Raw genomic sequence first — 17,961 nt, forward strand, 5'->3', positions numbered from 1 at the left:
TTATGAAGATCTTTCAATGGCTGCTGATCATTTCAGTATTTGTTCTGCCCGTTCATTCTGATGGGCAGGCAGTTAAAAATGTTGTATTGGTACACGGAGCATTTGTGGATGGCTCCGGGTGGGAGGGGGTTTATAATATTTTAACCAAACAGGGATATAAGGTATCTGTAACGCAACATACACTACTGTCCTTTAATGGGGATGTGGCTGCGGTGACTAGAATAATTGATCAACAGGATGGCCCCTGTATCCTGGTAGCTCATAGTTATGGTGGGGCAGTGATCACTGTTGCAGGGAATAATCCTAAAGTTGTGGGCCTGGTTTACATTGCGGCCCATGCACCGGATGCAGGAGAATCAGAAGCTGATAACGGGAAAATATATCCACCGGTTTATAAGTCTCTGATAAAAGGGAAAGATGGATTTGATTATATTGATCCGGAAAAATTCCCAGCTGATTTTGCGGGAGGTGTTCCGAAAGGAAAGGCCAGATTTATGGCAGTTTCGCAAACACCTACTGCGGATAGTGCTTTTCATGCTATTATTCAGGAACCGGCGTGGAAAACGAAGCCTGTTTGGTATATGGTAGCTAAAGCGGACAAAATTATAAATCCAGATTTAGAGAGGATGTATGCTAAAAGGGCTAAGAGCATTAAAACGGTGGAGGTGGAAGGTGCGAGCCATTGTGTGTTTATGAGCCATCCGAGAGAAACGGCGGAGTTGATAGTTTTGGGGGCAAAGGGGAAATAAAAACAATTTGCAGAACTAGTGAATTGGATGTATTAATTTGAGGAATACATTCAATATTTAAAATATTAACCCATGGAAAAGCTATCAAACAAAAATGCCGTTGCCTTACTCCTTGATATTAATCAGGATATTGAAGAATATGCAGCATTAACCATACAAAAAATCATTGAGGATAGAGACTATGACTTAAATTATCCACCAAACAACGGATTGTCGGCCTTAGAAAAATCCGAATTAGAAAAACTTGATAATAATGAGCATTTAAAAAATGCATTGAGAAAAATTCTGGCAGACAATGCGGCAGGCATAATTTTTAACATACTTAATCTGCTGGACGGAACTGGTTCACCCAAACTTCATTATGAGAACTGGACAGGGGTTAAATTGATTGATGAAGATCCAGATACTGATGCAGAACCATTTGCAGATACACTACACGATGGCTTTTTTGAAATGTATTGGGAATGGAAAAAGGTTAGGGGGAACAAAGATTGGAAACTGGATACATTTGATGAATAAAGTTGTCGTTAGGTTACCCGGTGATGGGATTCGAACCTAGGCTTTATCAAGCAACTCTTACGAGTTGCTTTCTTGTTTTTAGGGACAAGTGAAGGTTTTATTTCGGAAAAACAGCGTCTGTTGATCGCTATTTGTTTTTATAGGGTTTAAAAATATGCTGGGAAAACCAATACAAGTTATTATTCCACTCAATGTTGTCATGCGCATGGTTATCCACGTTCCAAATGTGAGGAATACCTTTTTCTGTGAGAAACTGATGTGCTTTTTGACTAACCCATAAAAGCCCGTCTTTATTACCGCATGCTATCCAAAGCAGTTTCAGCTTTTCCCGGGCAGCTTTAATATCGGGAACCAATTCCACATTTGTATACATGCCGCCGGCCTTGTTTGTATTAGGCGCCGAAGAAAATCCTCCTATGTAGGCAAAAGTTTCCAGATTATACAAACCTATATTTAATGATTGCCCCCCTCCCATAGATAAACCTGCAATAGCGCGATGCTCAGAATCACGATGTGTGGAGTAATGTGAATCGATATAAGGAATTATATCTTTCAATAAATCCTCTTCAAATGGCTTCCCGTAACCCGCAAAACCATCTGCTCTCCCTGAACGGTTTGCTTTTGACGTATCTGTTACTGTCAGCCTTGAATCGCAGTTCGGGAAAACCATAATTACAGGCTGAATTATACCATCTGCAATCAGGTTATCTATAATGTTATCGGCCTGGCACCATTCGATCCACTGGCGAAAGTCTGCCCCTAAACCGTGCAACAGGTACAACACAGGATATTTCGTATGGGAAGAATATCCAGGAGGCGTATATACGCTCATTTCCCGAAGTTCTCCAAGAGTTTTTGAACGATACTGAACAACTGTCAACTTCCCTTTAGGTATATCGTTACGCTGAATGTCAAATCCGGCTGGAGGATCGGGGAACGCAGGCACGGTTTCCGCTTTTAAAAAAGCTGAATCTGTCTGCGCGAGGCAGATATGATTGGCGATAATAAATACTAACGAAATCAAGAAATGTTTCATTTTGACAGCAGTTTATCTTTGATAAAATTAAGTCGCCAATCTACTTTGAGCCTGGGATAAAAAAGGTACCCATTTGTTGCAGATCAGGGGTTAAAATGTTGCAACGCCACCCGATACATCCATTCCCGGCTAATTAGTCCTTTTTATATTGAATAAGATAAAAACAGTAAATCTATTAACCAAGTAATTAGTTCGGACGGTAAGCAATGCTTTGTGGCTTCTTTATGTCGGGAAGACAGGATTCGAACCTGCGACCCTCCCGACCAAAGTCGGGATGCGCTACCAGATAATAACGTGATTAGCGCATTTCCTAAAAACAAGAAAGCAACTCATGAGAGTTGCTTTCTTTATGTCGGGAAGACAGGATTCGAACCTGCGACCCTCCCGACCAAAGTCGGGATGCGCTACCAGGCAAAAACGTGATTAGCGCATTTCCTAAAAACAAGAAAGCAACTCTCACGAGTTGCTTTCTTTATGTCGGGAAGACAGGATTCGAACCTGCGACCCCCTGGTCCCAAACCAGGTGCGCTACCGGCCTGCGCCACTTCCCGAACTTTTAACGTTCATAGCCGATAAAACTATTCCCGTTTCTGCGGAGAGAGAGGGATTCGAACCCTCGGTACAGTTTAACCCGTACGACGGTTTAGCAAACCGTTCCTTTCGGCCACTCAGGCATCTCTCCCTCTATTGCGGGGTTGCAAAAATAGGAATTATTTACAATTTACCAAAAGGAAGTTAAAAAAAGATAACGCTCTCGTAACAGAGATGGTCAGAAATCAATATATCTCTCTAAAACAGCAATTTTCGTTAAATTTAAAGAAATACCGCTATATGCCTGAAGCCTCCACTATCCTTGCTTTCATCACAGCCGCCCTGATCCTCCTGATCATTCCGGGACCTGCTGTTCTTTATATCATCACCCGCAGTACGGAACAAGGTACCAAAGCAGGACTGATCTCCGTTTGCGGTATCCAGGCCGGTACTTTGGTACATGCTTTTGCAGCTTCCCTGGGTGTTTCCGCCATCCTGATGGCCTCTGCCATGGCTTTTGCCCTGCTGAAATATGCCGGGGCAGGATACCTTATTTACCTGGGCCTGAAAAAGATCTTCGGCAAACAACAAACAGAGAAGCAAAAACAGCTGAAAGTACAACAAAGCATGAAGGCCATTTTCTGGCAGGGTATGGTGGTGAATGTACTGAATCCGAAATGTGCGCTTTTCTTCTTCGCCTTCCTCCCACAATTTATAAACCCCGCCACAGGGAATGTGACGGGGCAGGTATTGTTCTTTGGCCTCTTGTTTACTTTACTGGCATTTATGACGGACGGCTTCTATGCACTGCTGGCTGGCCGCATGGGTAAATACCTTAAAGGCAATTCTTATTATCTCAAACTGGAAGCGTACATCTCGGGTATCATTTACATTTTCCTGGGCCTGCTCACATTGATGATGCAACCTTCTCACAGTAAAAAGTAATTAATTCACAGGTTCAATAATGATCTTCTGCAGGCGGAATAATTCATTGCCTGCTTTCACGGGCTGTACCTGCAAAGTCCATTCACCCGGCTCCGGTACATTGATCACGGCTACTGCCTGATCGATGAATAAAAGCGGTTTATGGGTATCATGTTTTCCTGTGAATAATACCTGGAAGGGATAGGTTTGCCCGGTTTTTCCGGCAGGTGTTAATTCCAGTGCTCCTTCGCGGCGTTCACTGGCTGTATCTGCCGCGTATTGCAACACTACTTTGTAATCGCCGGGATCGGTGATCCGCAATTGGTAGCTGGCTGCATCAGCAGGGTCTTTCTGGTTCACAATACAATTGGCGTGTTTCCAGTCCCCGAAATAATAACTATGTGTGAGGCTTTTTGTTTGCGCGTTGCCTTTTAAGGTTGCTCCGGAAGCTAATAATTCCGTGCGTTCAAATTGGGCGCTTACAGTCAAGGGTGCGGTTGTTTGTTCTTCCAGTTTACCTGTATAGTCAATGGCAACTACGGTGTTACGTTCGTCCGGTAAGGTGGCGGGTAAATTCAGCCATACATCTTTTCCTTTCTGTTGCAAGCTCACTGTCTGGCCGTTTGCCAGCATAGTAGCTTTCTTTGCTGTGCCTGTAAAACCGGGCACCAGGAGCTTTCCATTGTGCGGGCGGGCAAATACATGCAGGTATAATTTACCGGGTTTGTGTGTCATCACACCCCAGGGCTGTGCGGGGATGGGGGCATAAGAGGTTTGGTAGATGCCTTCGCCATTCCGTTTTAACCATGCACCTGTGGCACGGAAATATTGTTCGGACATGGCAGGGAGTTTTCCATTGCCCATGGGGCCAACATTCATCATCAGGTTCCCTCCTTTGGATGCTACTTCCGCCAGTAAGCGGATCATCTCTTTCGGTGTTTTGAAGTTCTGGTCAAAAGCGGAATATCCCCAGCTGTCGTTGTGCGTAAAAATAGCTTCCCATGCACCTTTTACAATACCGGCAGGTACTTCTCCATCCCCAAAATCTTTAAAATCACCCAGGCCATTTCCAACACGACTGCTCACCAAACAATTGGGTTGCAGCTGATGTACTTTTTCCAGGAAGGCGGAAGATTCTTCTTTGCTCATATTACCGGGTGTATCAAACCAGATGATGCCCAGCTCTCCGTAATTGCTGAGCAGTTCTGTGATCTGCGGCAGGGATTTATTTTTATAGTAGGAGCTGTAGTCTTTTGTTTTCGGATCAAAATCCCAGCTATTGCCACCTCCATTGGGTTCGTGCCAGTCCTGGAACTGTGAATAATAGAAGCCGAGTTTGATGCCTGCTTTTTTACATGCGGCCGCTAAAGCTTTAATAGGATCTTTCTTATATGGTGTGGCATCCACGATATCAAAATCCGACACTTTGGAATCGAACATGGCAAAGCCATCGTGGTGTTTGGAAGTGAGTACGATGTATTTTACGCCGGATGCTTTTGCAATATCCACCCACTCTTCTGCATCGAATTGGGTGGGATTGAAACCGGCGGCGAGTTTGGCGTATTCGGCAGCGGGGGTTTTATCACGATGCATGATCCATTCTGTGATACCATAGTAGCGCTTTCCCCTGATGTCTCCTGCAAAATGTGCATAAGGCCCCCAGTGCAGGAACATGCCGAACTTTGCTTCGGTGAACCATTTTGCTTTTTCACTTTTCCCTGCTTCGGCATTCTTTCCCCAAAGCTGATCTGGTTGCTGCGCGTGTACGGCCAAACTGCTGATGAACAGGCTACAGGCCAGGAACGCGGCCTTTCGATAATGTGGAAGGTTCATACTGTGGAATTTTTGTACAAGATCACAAAAGCTGCTGACACGGATTACCTGTTAATTGCCGGTTGTTAATACTATTTGATTGGGATACCCCATAAAAAAACCGGCGCAGATGATTATCTGCGCCGGTTTTGAAAGATCTATTTACCAGATCACTACCCGCTTATCGGCAGGCAGTGCCATTTTACTATCCGGGCCACAACTCCATGCGCCGGAGAATTCCGCCAGATGTGGTAAAGGTCCGTTGATCCTGAAATGAGCAGGACTGTGCGGATCTGTCTGGATCTGGTTGCGCAATGCGGCATCTGTGATGTTAGCATGCCAAACCTGTGCCCAGCCCAGGAAGAAACGTTGTTTCCAGCTATAACCATCTATTGGTGCAGGCTCTGGTTTGCCTTCGAGGGATTTCACCAATGCATAATAGGCAAGTGTTAATCCACCCAGGTCTGCAATGTTCTCTCCGATCGTTAAGGCGCCATTTACATTGAAACCTGGCAGGGCTTCGAGAGTGCTGAAATAATCGATGTATTTCTTTGATAAAGAATCGAAGTTTTTGCGGTCTGCATCAGTCCACCAGTTTTTCAGGTTCCCTTCTGCATCAAACTGAGAACCCTGGTCATCGAAACCATGGGTGAACTCGTGGCCGATCACGGCAATGATACCACCGTAGTTGATAGCATCATCTGCATCAGGATTGAAGAACGGGGGTTGCAGGATACCTGCGGGGAATACTACTTCGTTGTTCAGCGGATTGTAGTAAGCATTCACGGTTTGCGGGGTCATGAGCCATTCAGTTCTGTCCACCGGTTTGCCGATCTTTTTATTGCGTTCTGCTGTGCGGTATAAGGCTGCGCTTACGGTGTTTTCCAGCAGTTTATCTTTTTGGATATCAATGGAAGAATAATCCTTCCAGGTATCAGGATAACCGATCTTATAAGTAAAGGCGGCGAGCTTTTTATGTGCCATTTCTTTGGTGGCAGGGCTCATCCAGGTGAGTTTATCTATTCTTTCGCCATATACTTTACGTACGTTCTCGATCATTTCAGATACTTTCTGCTTGCTGGTTTCAGGGAAGTATTGTTTCACGAACAACTTACCCAAAGGCATGCCCAGTGTGTTATCTGTAGAACGATTCGCTCTGTCCAAACGAGAGCGTTGTGTTTTACGGCCTGTCATTACAGTAGCGAAAAAACGGAAGTCCTCATCGTCAAAACTTTTCGGTAAGAAACCGGCGAAAGCGCTGAGCAGATGGAAACGGCTATAAGTTTTCAGTGTTTCAATCGGGGTGGCCTTCAGCAGTTTGTTGCCGTTGGTGATGTATTCCTTGTTTTGCAGTACAACGGAATCGGTAGTAATGCCCTGCTCCTTTGTGAAGGCATCCCAGTCGAAATCCGGAGCCAGTTTGGCGAGTTCGTTATAACCTACTTTGTTATATGTTTTAACGGGATCGCGTAATTCCACATTGGTGAGTTGCAGTTTGGCCAGTGCGGTTTCGAAAGCCAGGATGGTTGTACCCGGGTCTTTATCTGTGAAGCCGGCTAATGAGAACATCTTGTTGATGTGCCCGACAAACTCATCACGTACATTTTTGGTGCTGGAGTCATTTCTTTCATAATAACTCCTTTCTCCCAGGCTCAATCCGTCCTGGCCACCATATACTACATTCACTTTACTGTTCCTTGCATCTGCATCTACTCCAAAACCGGTCCAGGTGGTTACGCCAATCTGTTGCAGGTCCCCGGTAACTTTCGCATAATCTGCCAGGGTCTTCACCCCCTCAATCTTATCAAGGTAAGGTTTCAGGGGACTGATACCTCTTTTTTCAATGGTAACGGTATCCATAAAAGAGGCATAATAATCTGCTATCTGCTGCTCTTCGGTACCTTTAGCCAGACCTGTACGGCTGGAAATATCTGCAATGATCCCCTTGATCCTCACTTCTTTATTCTCCTTATCAAGGATATTAAAAGCGCCCCAGCGGCTTTCGGTGCCGGGTATTACATTGGTTTTCTTCCAGTTGCCGTTAGAGAAACCATCGAAGTCATCGCAGGGTTTCACGCTAAGGTCTAGGGAAGCGGTATCAAATGCGGGAATTTTAGCAGCGGTGGTTGATTTTGGCGCTGTGTTACAGCCTGTGACACAGGCGGCCACTATCATGCCAGCTATCATCCAATTCCCGGTGGAATGGTTTGTATGCATAAAAGATCAGGTTTAGAGGCTTAAATTTATTGAAGATTTAGCATTTACGGATCATAGGGGAGATAATTCGTAGGTTTGCAGAGATAAAATGTTTGTTGTTATGTCCTTTTCATTCGGCTTTTTCCGTTTTCTCACCTATGGCAACCTGTTTGTGGTGGGCTTTTTTGTACTGATGGCTTTGATGGCGTTGCTGGTTGTAGGTAATATGTCCGCTATGGTGGCTACCATGTTCACGATTGGTATTGTATTCATCCATAACATCCTTTGCCTTCATTTGCAAAAGGCGGTGAAGGACCCGGAGGTGACGATCAGCAGTAACTTTTACACCTTTATTATTATACTGAGCGTACTCAGTATCCTTTACAGCATTTATATCTTTTTCAGTGTAAGTGCTATGATGGCTGTTTCTGAGGCGGATTTCATCAAAATGGTGGATGCCAACAGCATGCAGGGAGCAGAAAAACCACCTCCGGGTATGATATCTGCTATCCGTAAAGTTGTATTCGGACTGATAGGCATTCATGGCCTGGCAATTGCAGGAAATGCTGTGTTGTCCCTTATTTTCCTCAGAAAATGGAAGAAGGAACAAGCGGCTAGAGAAGAAGAAGAAACAACATTAGATCTATAAACCATGCGAGCACCACTGGCAGAACGATTGAGGCCTGCATCGCTGGACGACCTGGTAGGCCAGGAGCATCTTACCGGGAAAGGCAGCATCCTTCAAAAGGCCATAGCACAAGGCAAAGTACCTTCCATGATCCTTTGGGGGCCTCCGGGCGTTGGTAAAACCACCATCGCCAACATTATTGCACATACCCTGCAGGTACCTTTTTATACGCTCAGCGCTATTTCTTCCGGGGTAAAAGATATCCGGGAAGTGATAGACCTGGCTAAACATCAACATGCGGTACTGTTCATTGATGAGATCCACCGTTTCAATAAATCACAGCAGGATGCTTTGCTGGGTGCGGTAGAAAAAGGGATCATCACCCTGATCGGCGCTACCACGGAAAATCCTTCCTTTGAAGTGAATGCGGCTTTGCTCTCCCGATGCCAGGTATATGTATTAAAACCTTTGGGAGAACCGGAACTGAAACAGTTACTGGCGCAGGCCATGCAGAAAGATGAATGGCTGGCTTCCAAAACCATTGAGATAAAGGAATCGGAAGCGCTCTATAACATTGCCGGCGGGGATGCCAGGAAACTGCTGAACCTCTTTGAACTGGTGGTGGATACTTTGCAGGATGAACATCCGATTGTGATCACGAATGAAAAAGTAATGGACATTGCCCAGCAACGGGTAGCCATTTATGATAAAGCAGGTGAGCAGCATTACGACATCATTTCCGCATTCATCAAATCCATCCGCGGTAGCGATCCCAATGCTGCTGTGTATTGGCTGGCACGTATGCTGGAAGGTGGGGAGGATGTAAAATTCATTGCACGCAGGATGGTGATACTGGCATCTGAAGATATCGGCAATGCCAATCCGAATGCATTGTTATTAGCCACCAGTTGTTTTACGGCTGTGAACCTGATCGGTAATCCGGAAGGAAGGATCATCCTTTCCCAATGTGCCACCTACCTGGCTTCTTCTCCCAAAAGCAATGCTTCTTATGCAGCCATTGGTGCGGCACAGGCTGCTGTTTCGCAAACAGGGGATCTGCCTGTTCCATTGCATATAAGGAATGCACCTACAAAACTCATGAAGCAACAGGGATACGGAAAAGGATATCAGTATTCGCATAGTTACGAGAACAACTTCTCTCAACAGGAATACCTGCCGGACCTCTTAAGTGGTATGAAGTTCTATGACCCCGGAAAAAATGCCAGGGAAGATGAATTGCGGAAATACCTGAAAGCTTTGTGGAAGGAGAAATATGGATACTAGTATGTATATGAAGTTCTATGACCCCGGAAAAAATGCAAGGGAAGATGAATTGCGGAAATACCTGAAAGCTTTGTGGAAGGAGAAATATGGATACTAGTATGTATATGAAGTTCTATGACCCCGGAAAAAATGCCAGGGAAGATGAATTGCGGAAATACCTGAAAGCTTTGTGGAGGGAGAAATATGGATACTAGTATGTAAAGGAAAAAGAAAGAAGATTTTTTCTGAATTATTACCTGCGCAGAAGTATCTATTACTTTATTTCTTTCCGCTCCTTATCTAAGATCTCAAATTCCTGCTGGATCTGCTCTCCCTCATCATCTACCAGTGTAAGTGTATGTTTTCCCGGCTTTGGCCTCAGCTGCATCTGGTGAAAATCACTGGTTGTTCCTACAAACTCATTATCGATATGCCAGAAGATATGTGCCGACTGGTTACGATGCGTAGCTTTAAAAATGGCCTGCCCCAATGTTCCGTCAATTTCTACGGGAACAAAGATCCTGGCCTGTGGCCGGGGATAGATCAACTCCATAGACTTTCCCTGCTCTGCCATATTACATCCGGGTTTATAAGGAGGCAGCGGGATGTAACTATGACTGCTTTTATAAAAATGTTCCATGGCAGGCGGTAATACAAACCACGGCTTATGCTGCATCAACTGTGGTGATTCACAATCTGCCGTTACCCGGTATTGCCCTGTAACATCAAGATGTATCAGCTGATGATAAGGACAAACAGCAGAACGAAGCCCTGCAGCCGGAACAGCCAATGTATCTTTCTCTGTGCAGAACTCTCCTGCCCTGTGGCCACTCAGGTGGCAAACAACGATCTTTTGCAATTTACCTGCGGGTGCATCAAAGGAGCTCAGGGTAGTGAGTACACGGAATATATCGAACATGATAGGTGCCGCTGTAGATACGCCTGTTAATCCCGGTCTTCCTTCTCCATCAGCATTACCTACCCAAACTGCCACTACATGCTGCGGCGTAACACCAATTGCCCAACCATCTCTGAAACCAAAGCTGGTACCGGTCTTCCAGGCTATTCTTTTAGAGGAGGAAAAATGTTCCCAGATAAATTCTTCCCCGGGACGCATCACTTCTTCCATTGCCTGGAATGCATACCAGATAGCTCCGGCATCCAGTACACCATGTTTGGCAGGTGTATGTTTTGATTTGATGGTTTCATCTATACGGTAACCGGGTGCATGATAATCATCCGCATCATATTTTCCATTGTACTGCTCCATGTGCAACAGGGTGCGTGCCATGCTGGCATATACGCCACTCAGTTCCCAGAGCGTAGTTTCACCTCCACCCAGGATCATAGAAAGACCATAATGCCCCGCGGGTTTGTTCATGGTGGAAATACCCAGGTTCTTCAACAATACCAGGAAACGTTCTGCACGGTATTGCTGTAACATGCGTACAGCAGGAATATTGAGTGAACGTGCCAGTGCTTTTGAAGCAGGAACGGCACCATCATATTCCCTATCAAAATTCATGGGGGTGTATCCCGCAATCTGTGTGGGCACATCCGGCAATAAGGTATTAGGCAACAGCAATCCATCACTTAACAATCCTGTATAGAGCAATGGTTTCAGTGTACTGCCGGGGCTCCGGGGCGCATGGATGATATCCACATAACTTTCCAGTTCCGGATTATCAGGGTTGTATACATTGCCCACGTATGAAAGTGCATGGCCTGTTTCCACATCGAGCACCAATGCGGCCGCATTGTTGATGCCATTTGCTTTGAGCTGTATATGATGACGATAGAGGATCTCGTTTACATTCCTTTGCAGATCACCATCCAGGGAAGTTTTCACACGGGTGGTGCCAGTTAGGTGCTGCCGTGTGTAATCCAATCTGAAGCGGTCTAATAAATGCGGCGCTAGTTGCGGCAGCGTGTGTGGCTTATCCGGTAAAGGTTCCATGGAAGACAATGCACAGGTGGCGCTATCGATCGTGCCGTTGCGCCAGAGTTTTGCCAGCAAGGCGTTACGTTTATCCATCAGTACCTGGCGGTTGCGGCCGGGATGGATCAATGCAGGGCTGTTCGGCAAAACAGCCAGGGTAGCGGTTTCTCCCCAGGATAACTGATCCGGCTTACGGCCAAAATAACGCCAGGACGCTGCTTCCAGTCCTACCACGTTTCCGCCGTAAGGGGCATTGCCTGCATAAAGGCCCAGTATTTCTTTTTTAGAATAAGCAAATTCAAGACGGGTAGCGAGAACGGTTTCTACTAATTTCTGCCAGAAAGTGCGGGGTTTGTTGCGGGACAAACGGATCACCTGCATGGTGATAGTACTGGCACCGCTCACTACTTTACCACCTGTGAGGTTCTGTTTGATAGCGCGGCTCATGGCTACAGGGTCAAGGCCCCAGTGATAATAGAAACGTTTATCCTCATAGGCCACGATGCATTTTGCAAATTTATCCGGCACCAGTTTATCTGCGGGGAAACGCCACTGGCCATCTGTAGCGATGGCGGCGTTCATCAGTTCTCCTTTACTGTCTTCGATCACAAATGAAGTAGGTGCAGTAAAGAGTTTTTTAGGAAGAAGGAAATAATACCACACCAACAACACCGCGATGATGCTCAGCCTCAGTTTTCTTTTAACCGCCCAGTGTTTGATCCGTTGCCACATAGTAATGAGAGAAAGGCGGCAGCGATGTACGCTGCCGCCCATGATATTTTATTTTGTTACCTCTACCCATTTGCCTGGTGCAAATGCATGAATGGTATTGTCATACATTGCTTCCACAGCGGTAGCCGGGAGATAATATCTTCCGAGGTAAGCTGCATTCAGCAATACCTGGTAAGTAACGGTTTTGTTTTCTTCCAGGTTGAAGTAAGTATATACCCTGTCGTCCCGCACATCACGATAAGTGAAAGGAGAAGAACGCATGGTGCTGTCGTTACCCATCAGGCGGGTGTTGATGATCTCCCAGCCGGAAGGGAATACCTGTGTTAATGCCATCTGCTCATAGTAACCACGTTTGCCGGGGTTGGTCATGGAAACGGTGGCTACAAAGTCAGTACCCTGTTTCAGGTTATCAGGGTTCAGTTGCTGACCACTGCGGTTGGTGTAAAGCACTTTCATGTTCAGTACTTCCGGATTGTTCTCTGCATAAGGGTTCGAACCGGCTTCCGGCTGACCTCTTAAAATGAGGCGCGCGTACAATACATTCGAACCTTTATTCTGCAGGCTCACATTTCCGTTGGCAACATTGAATGCAACTGGTACCTGTGAAACATAAGAAGGACTGCTGATATTACCGCTCGCAGCATTCAGGCGATAGCTGTAGGTCATTTTGCCACCGGCTTTATTCACGCCACAATATTTGGATATGGCGATCAATGCATAGGCGGTGGTTTGCGTGCTATACCATGTTTCTTTACCTAATTGTTGCGCTACCTGGCGCATCAGGTCAGTGGCCTGTGCACGTTGGCCCATGAGCGTTAGTGTTTCCAGGATCATGGCTTTATCGCGCAGATCGGAGCCAAATGTTCCGCCCATTTGTGTGTATGGCTGTACATTGGTGCTCAGTCCTTTTATCAATGCGGCAGCAGCTTCCGCCTGTCCGGCCAGTTTGTATGCGGCGGCCAGCCTCCATTTGGCAGGAATAGATAAATACTGGAATTCCTTCAGCCTGTTCATGGCTCCCAGTTCTGGTGTTTTAGCCAGCGCCAGTAAGTATAAACGATAGGCCTGAACAATATCTCCACCATAGAAATTATAACTGCTGGGGGCCCAGCTCACTGCTTTATTGCGTTGGTATTTCTTCCACTGATCCAGGAAACCCGGCGGCAGTGCATATCCTTTCTCCTGTGCTTCCAGCATAAAGTGACCGGCGTAATTGGTACCCCATTCGTCAGAAGTATTACCTCCGGGCCAGTAGCTCAATCCACCGTCTGTTGCCTGAAATCCTTTCAGGCGGTTGATGCCATGTTTGATATTCCTGTCCAGTGCAGCTGCCTGCTGCCCGCTTACATCCATTACCTGTGCCAAAGAAAGCTGCGGGAAAATAGAAGAGGTGGTTTGCTCCACACATCCGTGCGGATACTGGATCAGGTAATCCAGGCGTTTGCCGAGGTTCATGGCAGGAATGGTAGATACTTCCAGCACACCTGTATTGGTACCAGCCATCCCTACAGGAGAGAAAGCCGTATTCCAGGAAGCACCAGGTTCTATCTGTTGTTCCAGCACATTGGTCATGTAAGGATTTGGATTACGTACATCCAGTTCTACATTCTCCTCTGCCCTTTCTTTTCCACTGGTGGCTATGATCTTGAATTTACCAATGCCTACCTGTGAACGGATCTTCACATCAAAATACACCAACTGCTCACCTGGTTTAGGAAAGCTTACCTGTTTGGTAGTTTCTCCTACTACTTCAAAATAAGCATTCGATGCAAGTGTAACATTGGCCTGCCGGACATGCGGTTCCAGGCCAAATACCGTTACCGGCAACTGGATGGTTTCTCCGGGACCCAATACCCTGGGCACTGTGGCCAGGAGCATCAATGGTTTCTTCACGGCTACGGCTTTGTCAGCAAAACCGTAAGCACCTTCCTGTCCTGCTACTACCATGGCTTTTACAGATCCTATGTAAGGTGGTAATTTGAATTTATGTGTTTGTTTATCTCCTTTCCCGATAGAGAACGGTCCCATAAATTTCACCACCGGTTTAAAGCGGTTGGCTTTGGCGGCGCTGGCTCCCTTATTCAATCCTTCGTCACCACCAATGCTCAGGATACGTTCCAGATCAGCACCCCAGGCTCCTATCACATAATCGAACAGGTCCCATGTTTTTACACCCAATGCCTCCCGTGCATAAAATGCACTGTGTGGATCAGGTGTTTTGAAACGGGTGAGGTCCAGCAATCCTTCATCTACAATGGCGATGGTATACGTCATGGCTTTACCGCTGGCTTCAGACACCGTAATAGATGCATCTGCTTCAGGACGTAAAGTGGCGGGTATATTAATTACCGGTTTGAGGATGGTATTGGGATCTTCTACCAGGATGGGCACGGTACCGTACATCCTGATGGGAAGGTCGTTGGCTGTTTGGGCATGCGGTTGCAGGAGACTAACGTTCACGTATATGTTCGGCGCCATTTCTTTTTCGGCTTTGAATTTGTAAACGGTCTGCCCTTTCTCTGTTCCTATCCAGTCTGTTTTAATCACTTTGCTGCCGGACTCAATACTGATCAATCCTCTGCCGCCTTCGCTGCTGGGGATGGTGAGCACTACATCTTCTCCAACAGTATATTTTGTTTTGTTGGAAGTGAATACCAGCATCGCTGCTTCAGAGGGATTTTCCTTTTGCAGGCGTTCCGCATAGTTAGGCCAGTCCACGTAAACAGCCTGCCCGGTAATGTGGCCGCTTTCCAGGTCTTTCACACGGATGAGGTAACGGCCCCATTCAGGATAACGGACCATGAAAGGCCAGGTACCTTTACCATTCACGATGCTGATCGTTTTTTCCTGTAAAAGCACATTATAATTATCTTCCGTGAAGTTGCTGATCTCATTGGAATTTTCATCCCACCACCAACGCCACCTGATCTTATACATTTTTACTTCTACCTGGCGGGTACCTTTAATGAGTGCGCCATTTGCATCAACATTCACAATATTCACCTGGTGAGATTTATCTGTTACCAGCATGCCGGTAAGCCGATCTCCCTGTGGTGCGCTTACACCCACATAAGAATCAAACACATGGTAAGGCATGGAGAAGTGATCGATACTGAAATCGCCTCCCGGTTCAAATACTTTTATTTCGAAATTTGCTTTCAATACACCGGGTGCGCGTTCGCCAACCGGAATATTTGCTGCCACAGTGGCTACACCGTCTTCATTTAAAGCCCCATCAAAAATGGTTTTACTCTCTGCACTGAATTTCTCTGTAGGATCATCAAAATGATAATCTTCGAATTTGGGGAAGGCGGTGGAAGATGAACTGAGGGATACATCTACTTTCGCTTTCAGACTTTGTGCTGTGGCACCAAAGAGCCATGCTGCGGAGAGTGTTCCTTTCGGGCTTTCATCTTTGATCAGTGCCTGCTTAGGACCGAAGTCCAGTTTCACTTTGAGGCGGTTGGGTTTTACCGTTTCTATCCGTACGCTCCTGCTGAACACAGCACCACCCACTTTCACTTTTGCCTGCCAGCTGCCTGTTGGCGCTTCAGGATCAGTGAGTGTATGGAAATTATAGAAGCCATTGAGGGATTCATGTTGATTGATGCGTTTGTACAGCTGACCTTTCGGGTTGTACAATTCCAGGATCACGGGGTGATTGGGAGGCAGTTTACCTTCTTTATCTTCCAGCATAAAGGTGAGGAAGATGGAATCGCCGGGGCGCCAAACGCCACGTTCTCCATAGAGGAAACCTTTTATGCCCTGTTGTACTTCTTCTCCTTTCACATCAAAACGGCCCAGGGGTAAGGAACTACCATCATCCAGTTTCAGGTAACCGCGTTCATTATCACGTTTGGCTACCAGGAGATAAGGTTTACGTTTCAGATCAAATTTCGCGAAACCGTCTCCATCACTTTTGGTGCTGAAGATCACCTGTTGCTGGTAATCGAGCAATTCCAGCTCTACGCCGGACAATGGTTTGGCATCTATGATATTAGTTACGGCTACTACCATGCTGTTATCATTTCCCCTTTTGGCGATCAGGCCGATGTTGGAAGAAATGATATTGCGGGAGGCCCATTTTTCTTTGTTGTAGTAGGAGTTGTGACAGGGGTTTTCTCTTTCAGACCACCTGTATCCATAGGGATAATAACTTTCATACCGGCGCCAGAAGGAATCGTCTTCATCCAGCTGTTCGCCATAGTATTCATAATCCTCTTCGCTTTCCTCGTCTTCTTCCGAATCCTTTTTCTCCATTCCTTTACAGGAGTACAGTGCATACTCTTTCCTGAACCCTATGGTTACACGGTAAATAGCTCCCGGTTCTGTTTTGATCAGTTGTTCCAGGTCGAGGTTGAAGCGGGTGCGTTTGTGCAGGTTGATGGATTTATCCTGATCGAGGTAAATGGTTTTCTCTGCAACGGGGCGGGCTACACGCCGTAATTCCTGCTCACCGTCCAGGCTGTTCCTTTGCAGGTATTGCGGGATATTGTTTTCGTAGATCCTGATCACTACCACGTCCACGGCTTTTAAACCAACCGCGTCAAAAGGCATTACCAGTTTGCCGCTCTGTGGCATGATCACTCCTTTACCGGGGATGGAAACAGAGGGCAGGCGGTTTTCGAAGTTCACGTTGCCGGTGAATCCTTTATTTAATTTTTCATCGAATGTGCTGAGGATCCCTTCATTCACTACTACGGTATAATTACCTTCCAGCCTGTCCGGCGCAAATACTTTCACCTCACTGCCTTCTACGGTATAGCGCAGATCACTTACTCCGCCGATACCGATAAGGCCATCCAGGCTCTGGCCCATATTAATGGGGCTGGAGAACTGTACCAACACATATTCTTCCGGATCGTACATGGGTTTTATGTCCAGTACTTTAAAGTCCCCGATGGCGGGTATTTCAATGCTCTTGCTGTCTGCCACATCTGAGTTGATGGGTTTACCATTCCAGCTGATCTCCATTTTGGCGGCAACAGACTTGCGTACGATGTTTCCGATCGTGAACTTGTAAGTGCGGTTAGCTACATCATGCTGCCAGGCGATATTGGTGCCGGGGCCATCATATTTTACAGAGATGAGTTTTTCGATTGCCTGTACATCTTCCAGGTCTGCTGTGCGCACTACGCCCGAGAAGGTCATTTTCTCCGCGCTGTTATTGGCAGATCTTAATCCGAACATTTCCACATCAAAAGAAGGTTTGATCACCTGGAAATCAAATTCAAAGGTTTTCAGCTCACCGGGAACGGTCATTACCTTGCCCAGTTTGAAAGTGCCTTTGTAGGTTTTACCCGGTGTGAGGTTCTGGTCCGGCCTGAACTCCACGGTGGTAGCATCTACCCAGTATGCCTTTCCTTTAATGGAGGGAGAGAAAGAAAAGATCTCTTCTTCCAGGGGTTCATTTTGTGTATGCGTTACATTTACATCTCCCGCCAGTTGAATGCGGATGGCACTTTGTTTTGAAATAATGCCCGTGGTGAATGCTTCAATGTATTTGGCAAACGCGGGGTTCATTTCTTTTGCTTTGGTGCTGCAAGCCGTTATGGTAGCTGCCATGGCGGCACACAACAAAAGGCAGGCAAGGGTTAAATGCCGGGTGTTCGGGTACATAGTGTAGGTTTTT

The 17,961-nt window shown here is 46.3% G+C and carries 10 protein-coding genes and 2 tRNA genes; 5 read left to right on the forward strand and 7 right to left on the reverse strand.

Annotated elements, in window-relative coordinates:
• Positions 1-2: 2 nt before the first annotated feature.
• A complete protein-coding gene (locus AAHN97_RS21440) occupies positions 3-749 on the forward strand; it encodes an alpha/beta fold hydrolase (RefSeq protein ID WP_343304139.1) in 747 nt (248 codons plus the stop codon).
• Positions 750-821: 72 nt separating this feature from the next.
• Positions 822-1,268, forward strand: a complete 447-nt coding sequence (locus AAHN97_RS21445) for a hypothetical protein (RefSeq protein ID WP_343304140.1) — start codon at positions 822-824, stop codon at positions 1,266-1,268.
• A gap of 127 nt (positions 1,269-1,395) precedes the next feature.
• Here the strand turns inward: AAHN97_RS21445 and AAHN97_RS21450 are convergent, their stop codons facing one another.
• The 3 genes from AAHN97_RS21450 to AAHN97_RS21460 form a co-directional block, all read right to left on the reverse strand.
• Positions 1,396-2,304: an alpha/beta hydrolase gene (locus tag AAHN97_RS21450; RefSeq protein WP_343304141.1), complete on the reverse strand. Its 909-nt coding sequence runs from the start codon at positions 2,302-2,304 to the stop codon at positions 1,396-1,398.
• 477 nt (positions 2,305-2,781) lie between these two features.
• Positions 2,782-2,855, reverse strand: a tRNA-Pro gene (locus tag AAHN97_RS21455).
• 42 nt (positions 2,856-2,897) lie between these two features.
• Positions 2,898-2,986: transfer RNA gene (locus AAHN97_RS21460), tRNA-Ser, on the reverse strand.
• A gap of 149 nt (positions 2,987-3,135) precedes the next feature.
• Here AAHN97_RS21460 and AAHN97_RS21465 point away from each other — a divergent pair.
• A complete protein-coding gene (locus tag AAHN97_RS21465) occupies positions 3,136-3,780 on the forward strand; it encodes a LysE family translocator (RefSeq protein WP_343304143.1) in 645 nt (214 codons plus the stop codon).
• Here AAHN97_RS21465 and AAHN97_RS21470 read toward each other — a convergent pair whose 3' ends face one another.
• Positions 3,781-5,592 (reverse strand): alpha-L-fucosidase, encoded by a 1,812-nt coding sequence (locus tag AAHN97_RS21470; protein WP_343304145.1) that lies wholly within the window; start codon positions 5,590-5,592, stop codon positions 3,781-3,783.
• 141 nt (positions 5,593-5,733) lie between these two features.
• Positions 5,734-7,788 (reverse strand): M13 family metallopeptidase, encoded by a 2,055-nt coding sequence (locus AAHN97_RS21475; RefSeq protein ID WP_343304146.1) that lies wholly within the window; start codon positions 7,786-7,788, stop codon positions 5,734-5,736.
• Between the two features lie 100 nt (positions 7,789-7,888).
• Between AAHN97_RS21475 and AAHN97_RS21480 the strand changes: the two genes are divergently transcribed.
• Entirely contained in the window at positions 7,889-8,416 is a 528-nt protein-coding gene (locus AAHN97_RS21480) for a hypothetical protein (RefSeq protein ID WP_343304147.1), read from the forward strand.
• 3 nt (positions 8,417-8,419) lie between these two features.
• Positions 8,420-9,679, forward strand: coding sequence for a replication-associated recombination protein A (locus tag AAHN97_RS21485; RefSeq protein WP_343304148.1), 1,260 nt, complete (start codon positions 8,420-8,422; stop codon positions 9,677-9,679).
• A 253-nt stretch (positions 9,680-9,932) separates the two neighbouring features.
• On the opposite strand, the gene pbpC is transcribed toward AAHN97_RS21485, so the two are convergent.
• Positions 9,933-12,371 (reverse strand): penicillin-binding protein 1C, encoded by a 2,439-nt coding sequence (gene pbpC, locus AAHN97_RS21490; RefSeq protein ID WP_343304149.1) that lies wholly within the window; start codon positions 12,369-12,371, stop codon positions 9,933-9,935.
• Between the two features lie 6 nt (positions 12,372-12,377).
• Entirely contained in the window at positions 12,378-17,948 is a 5,571-nt protein-coding gene (locus AAHN97_RS21495; RefSeq protein WP_343304150.1) for an alpha-2-macroglobulin family protein, read from the reverse strand.
• Positions 17,949-17,961: the final 13 nt, after the last annotated feature.

Origin of the sequence: Chitinophaga niabensis (assembly GCF_039545795.1) — a bacterium.
Classification (GTDB): Bacteria; Bacteroidota; Bacteroidia; order Chitinophagales; family Chitinophagaceae; genus Chitinophaga; species Chitinophaga niabensis_B.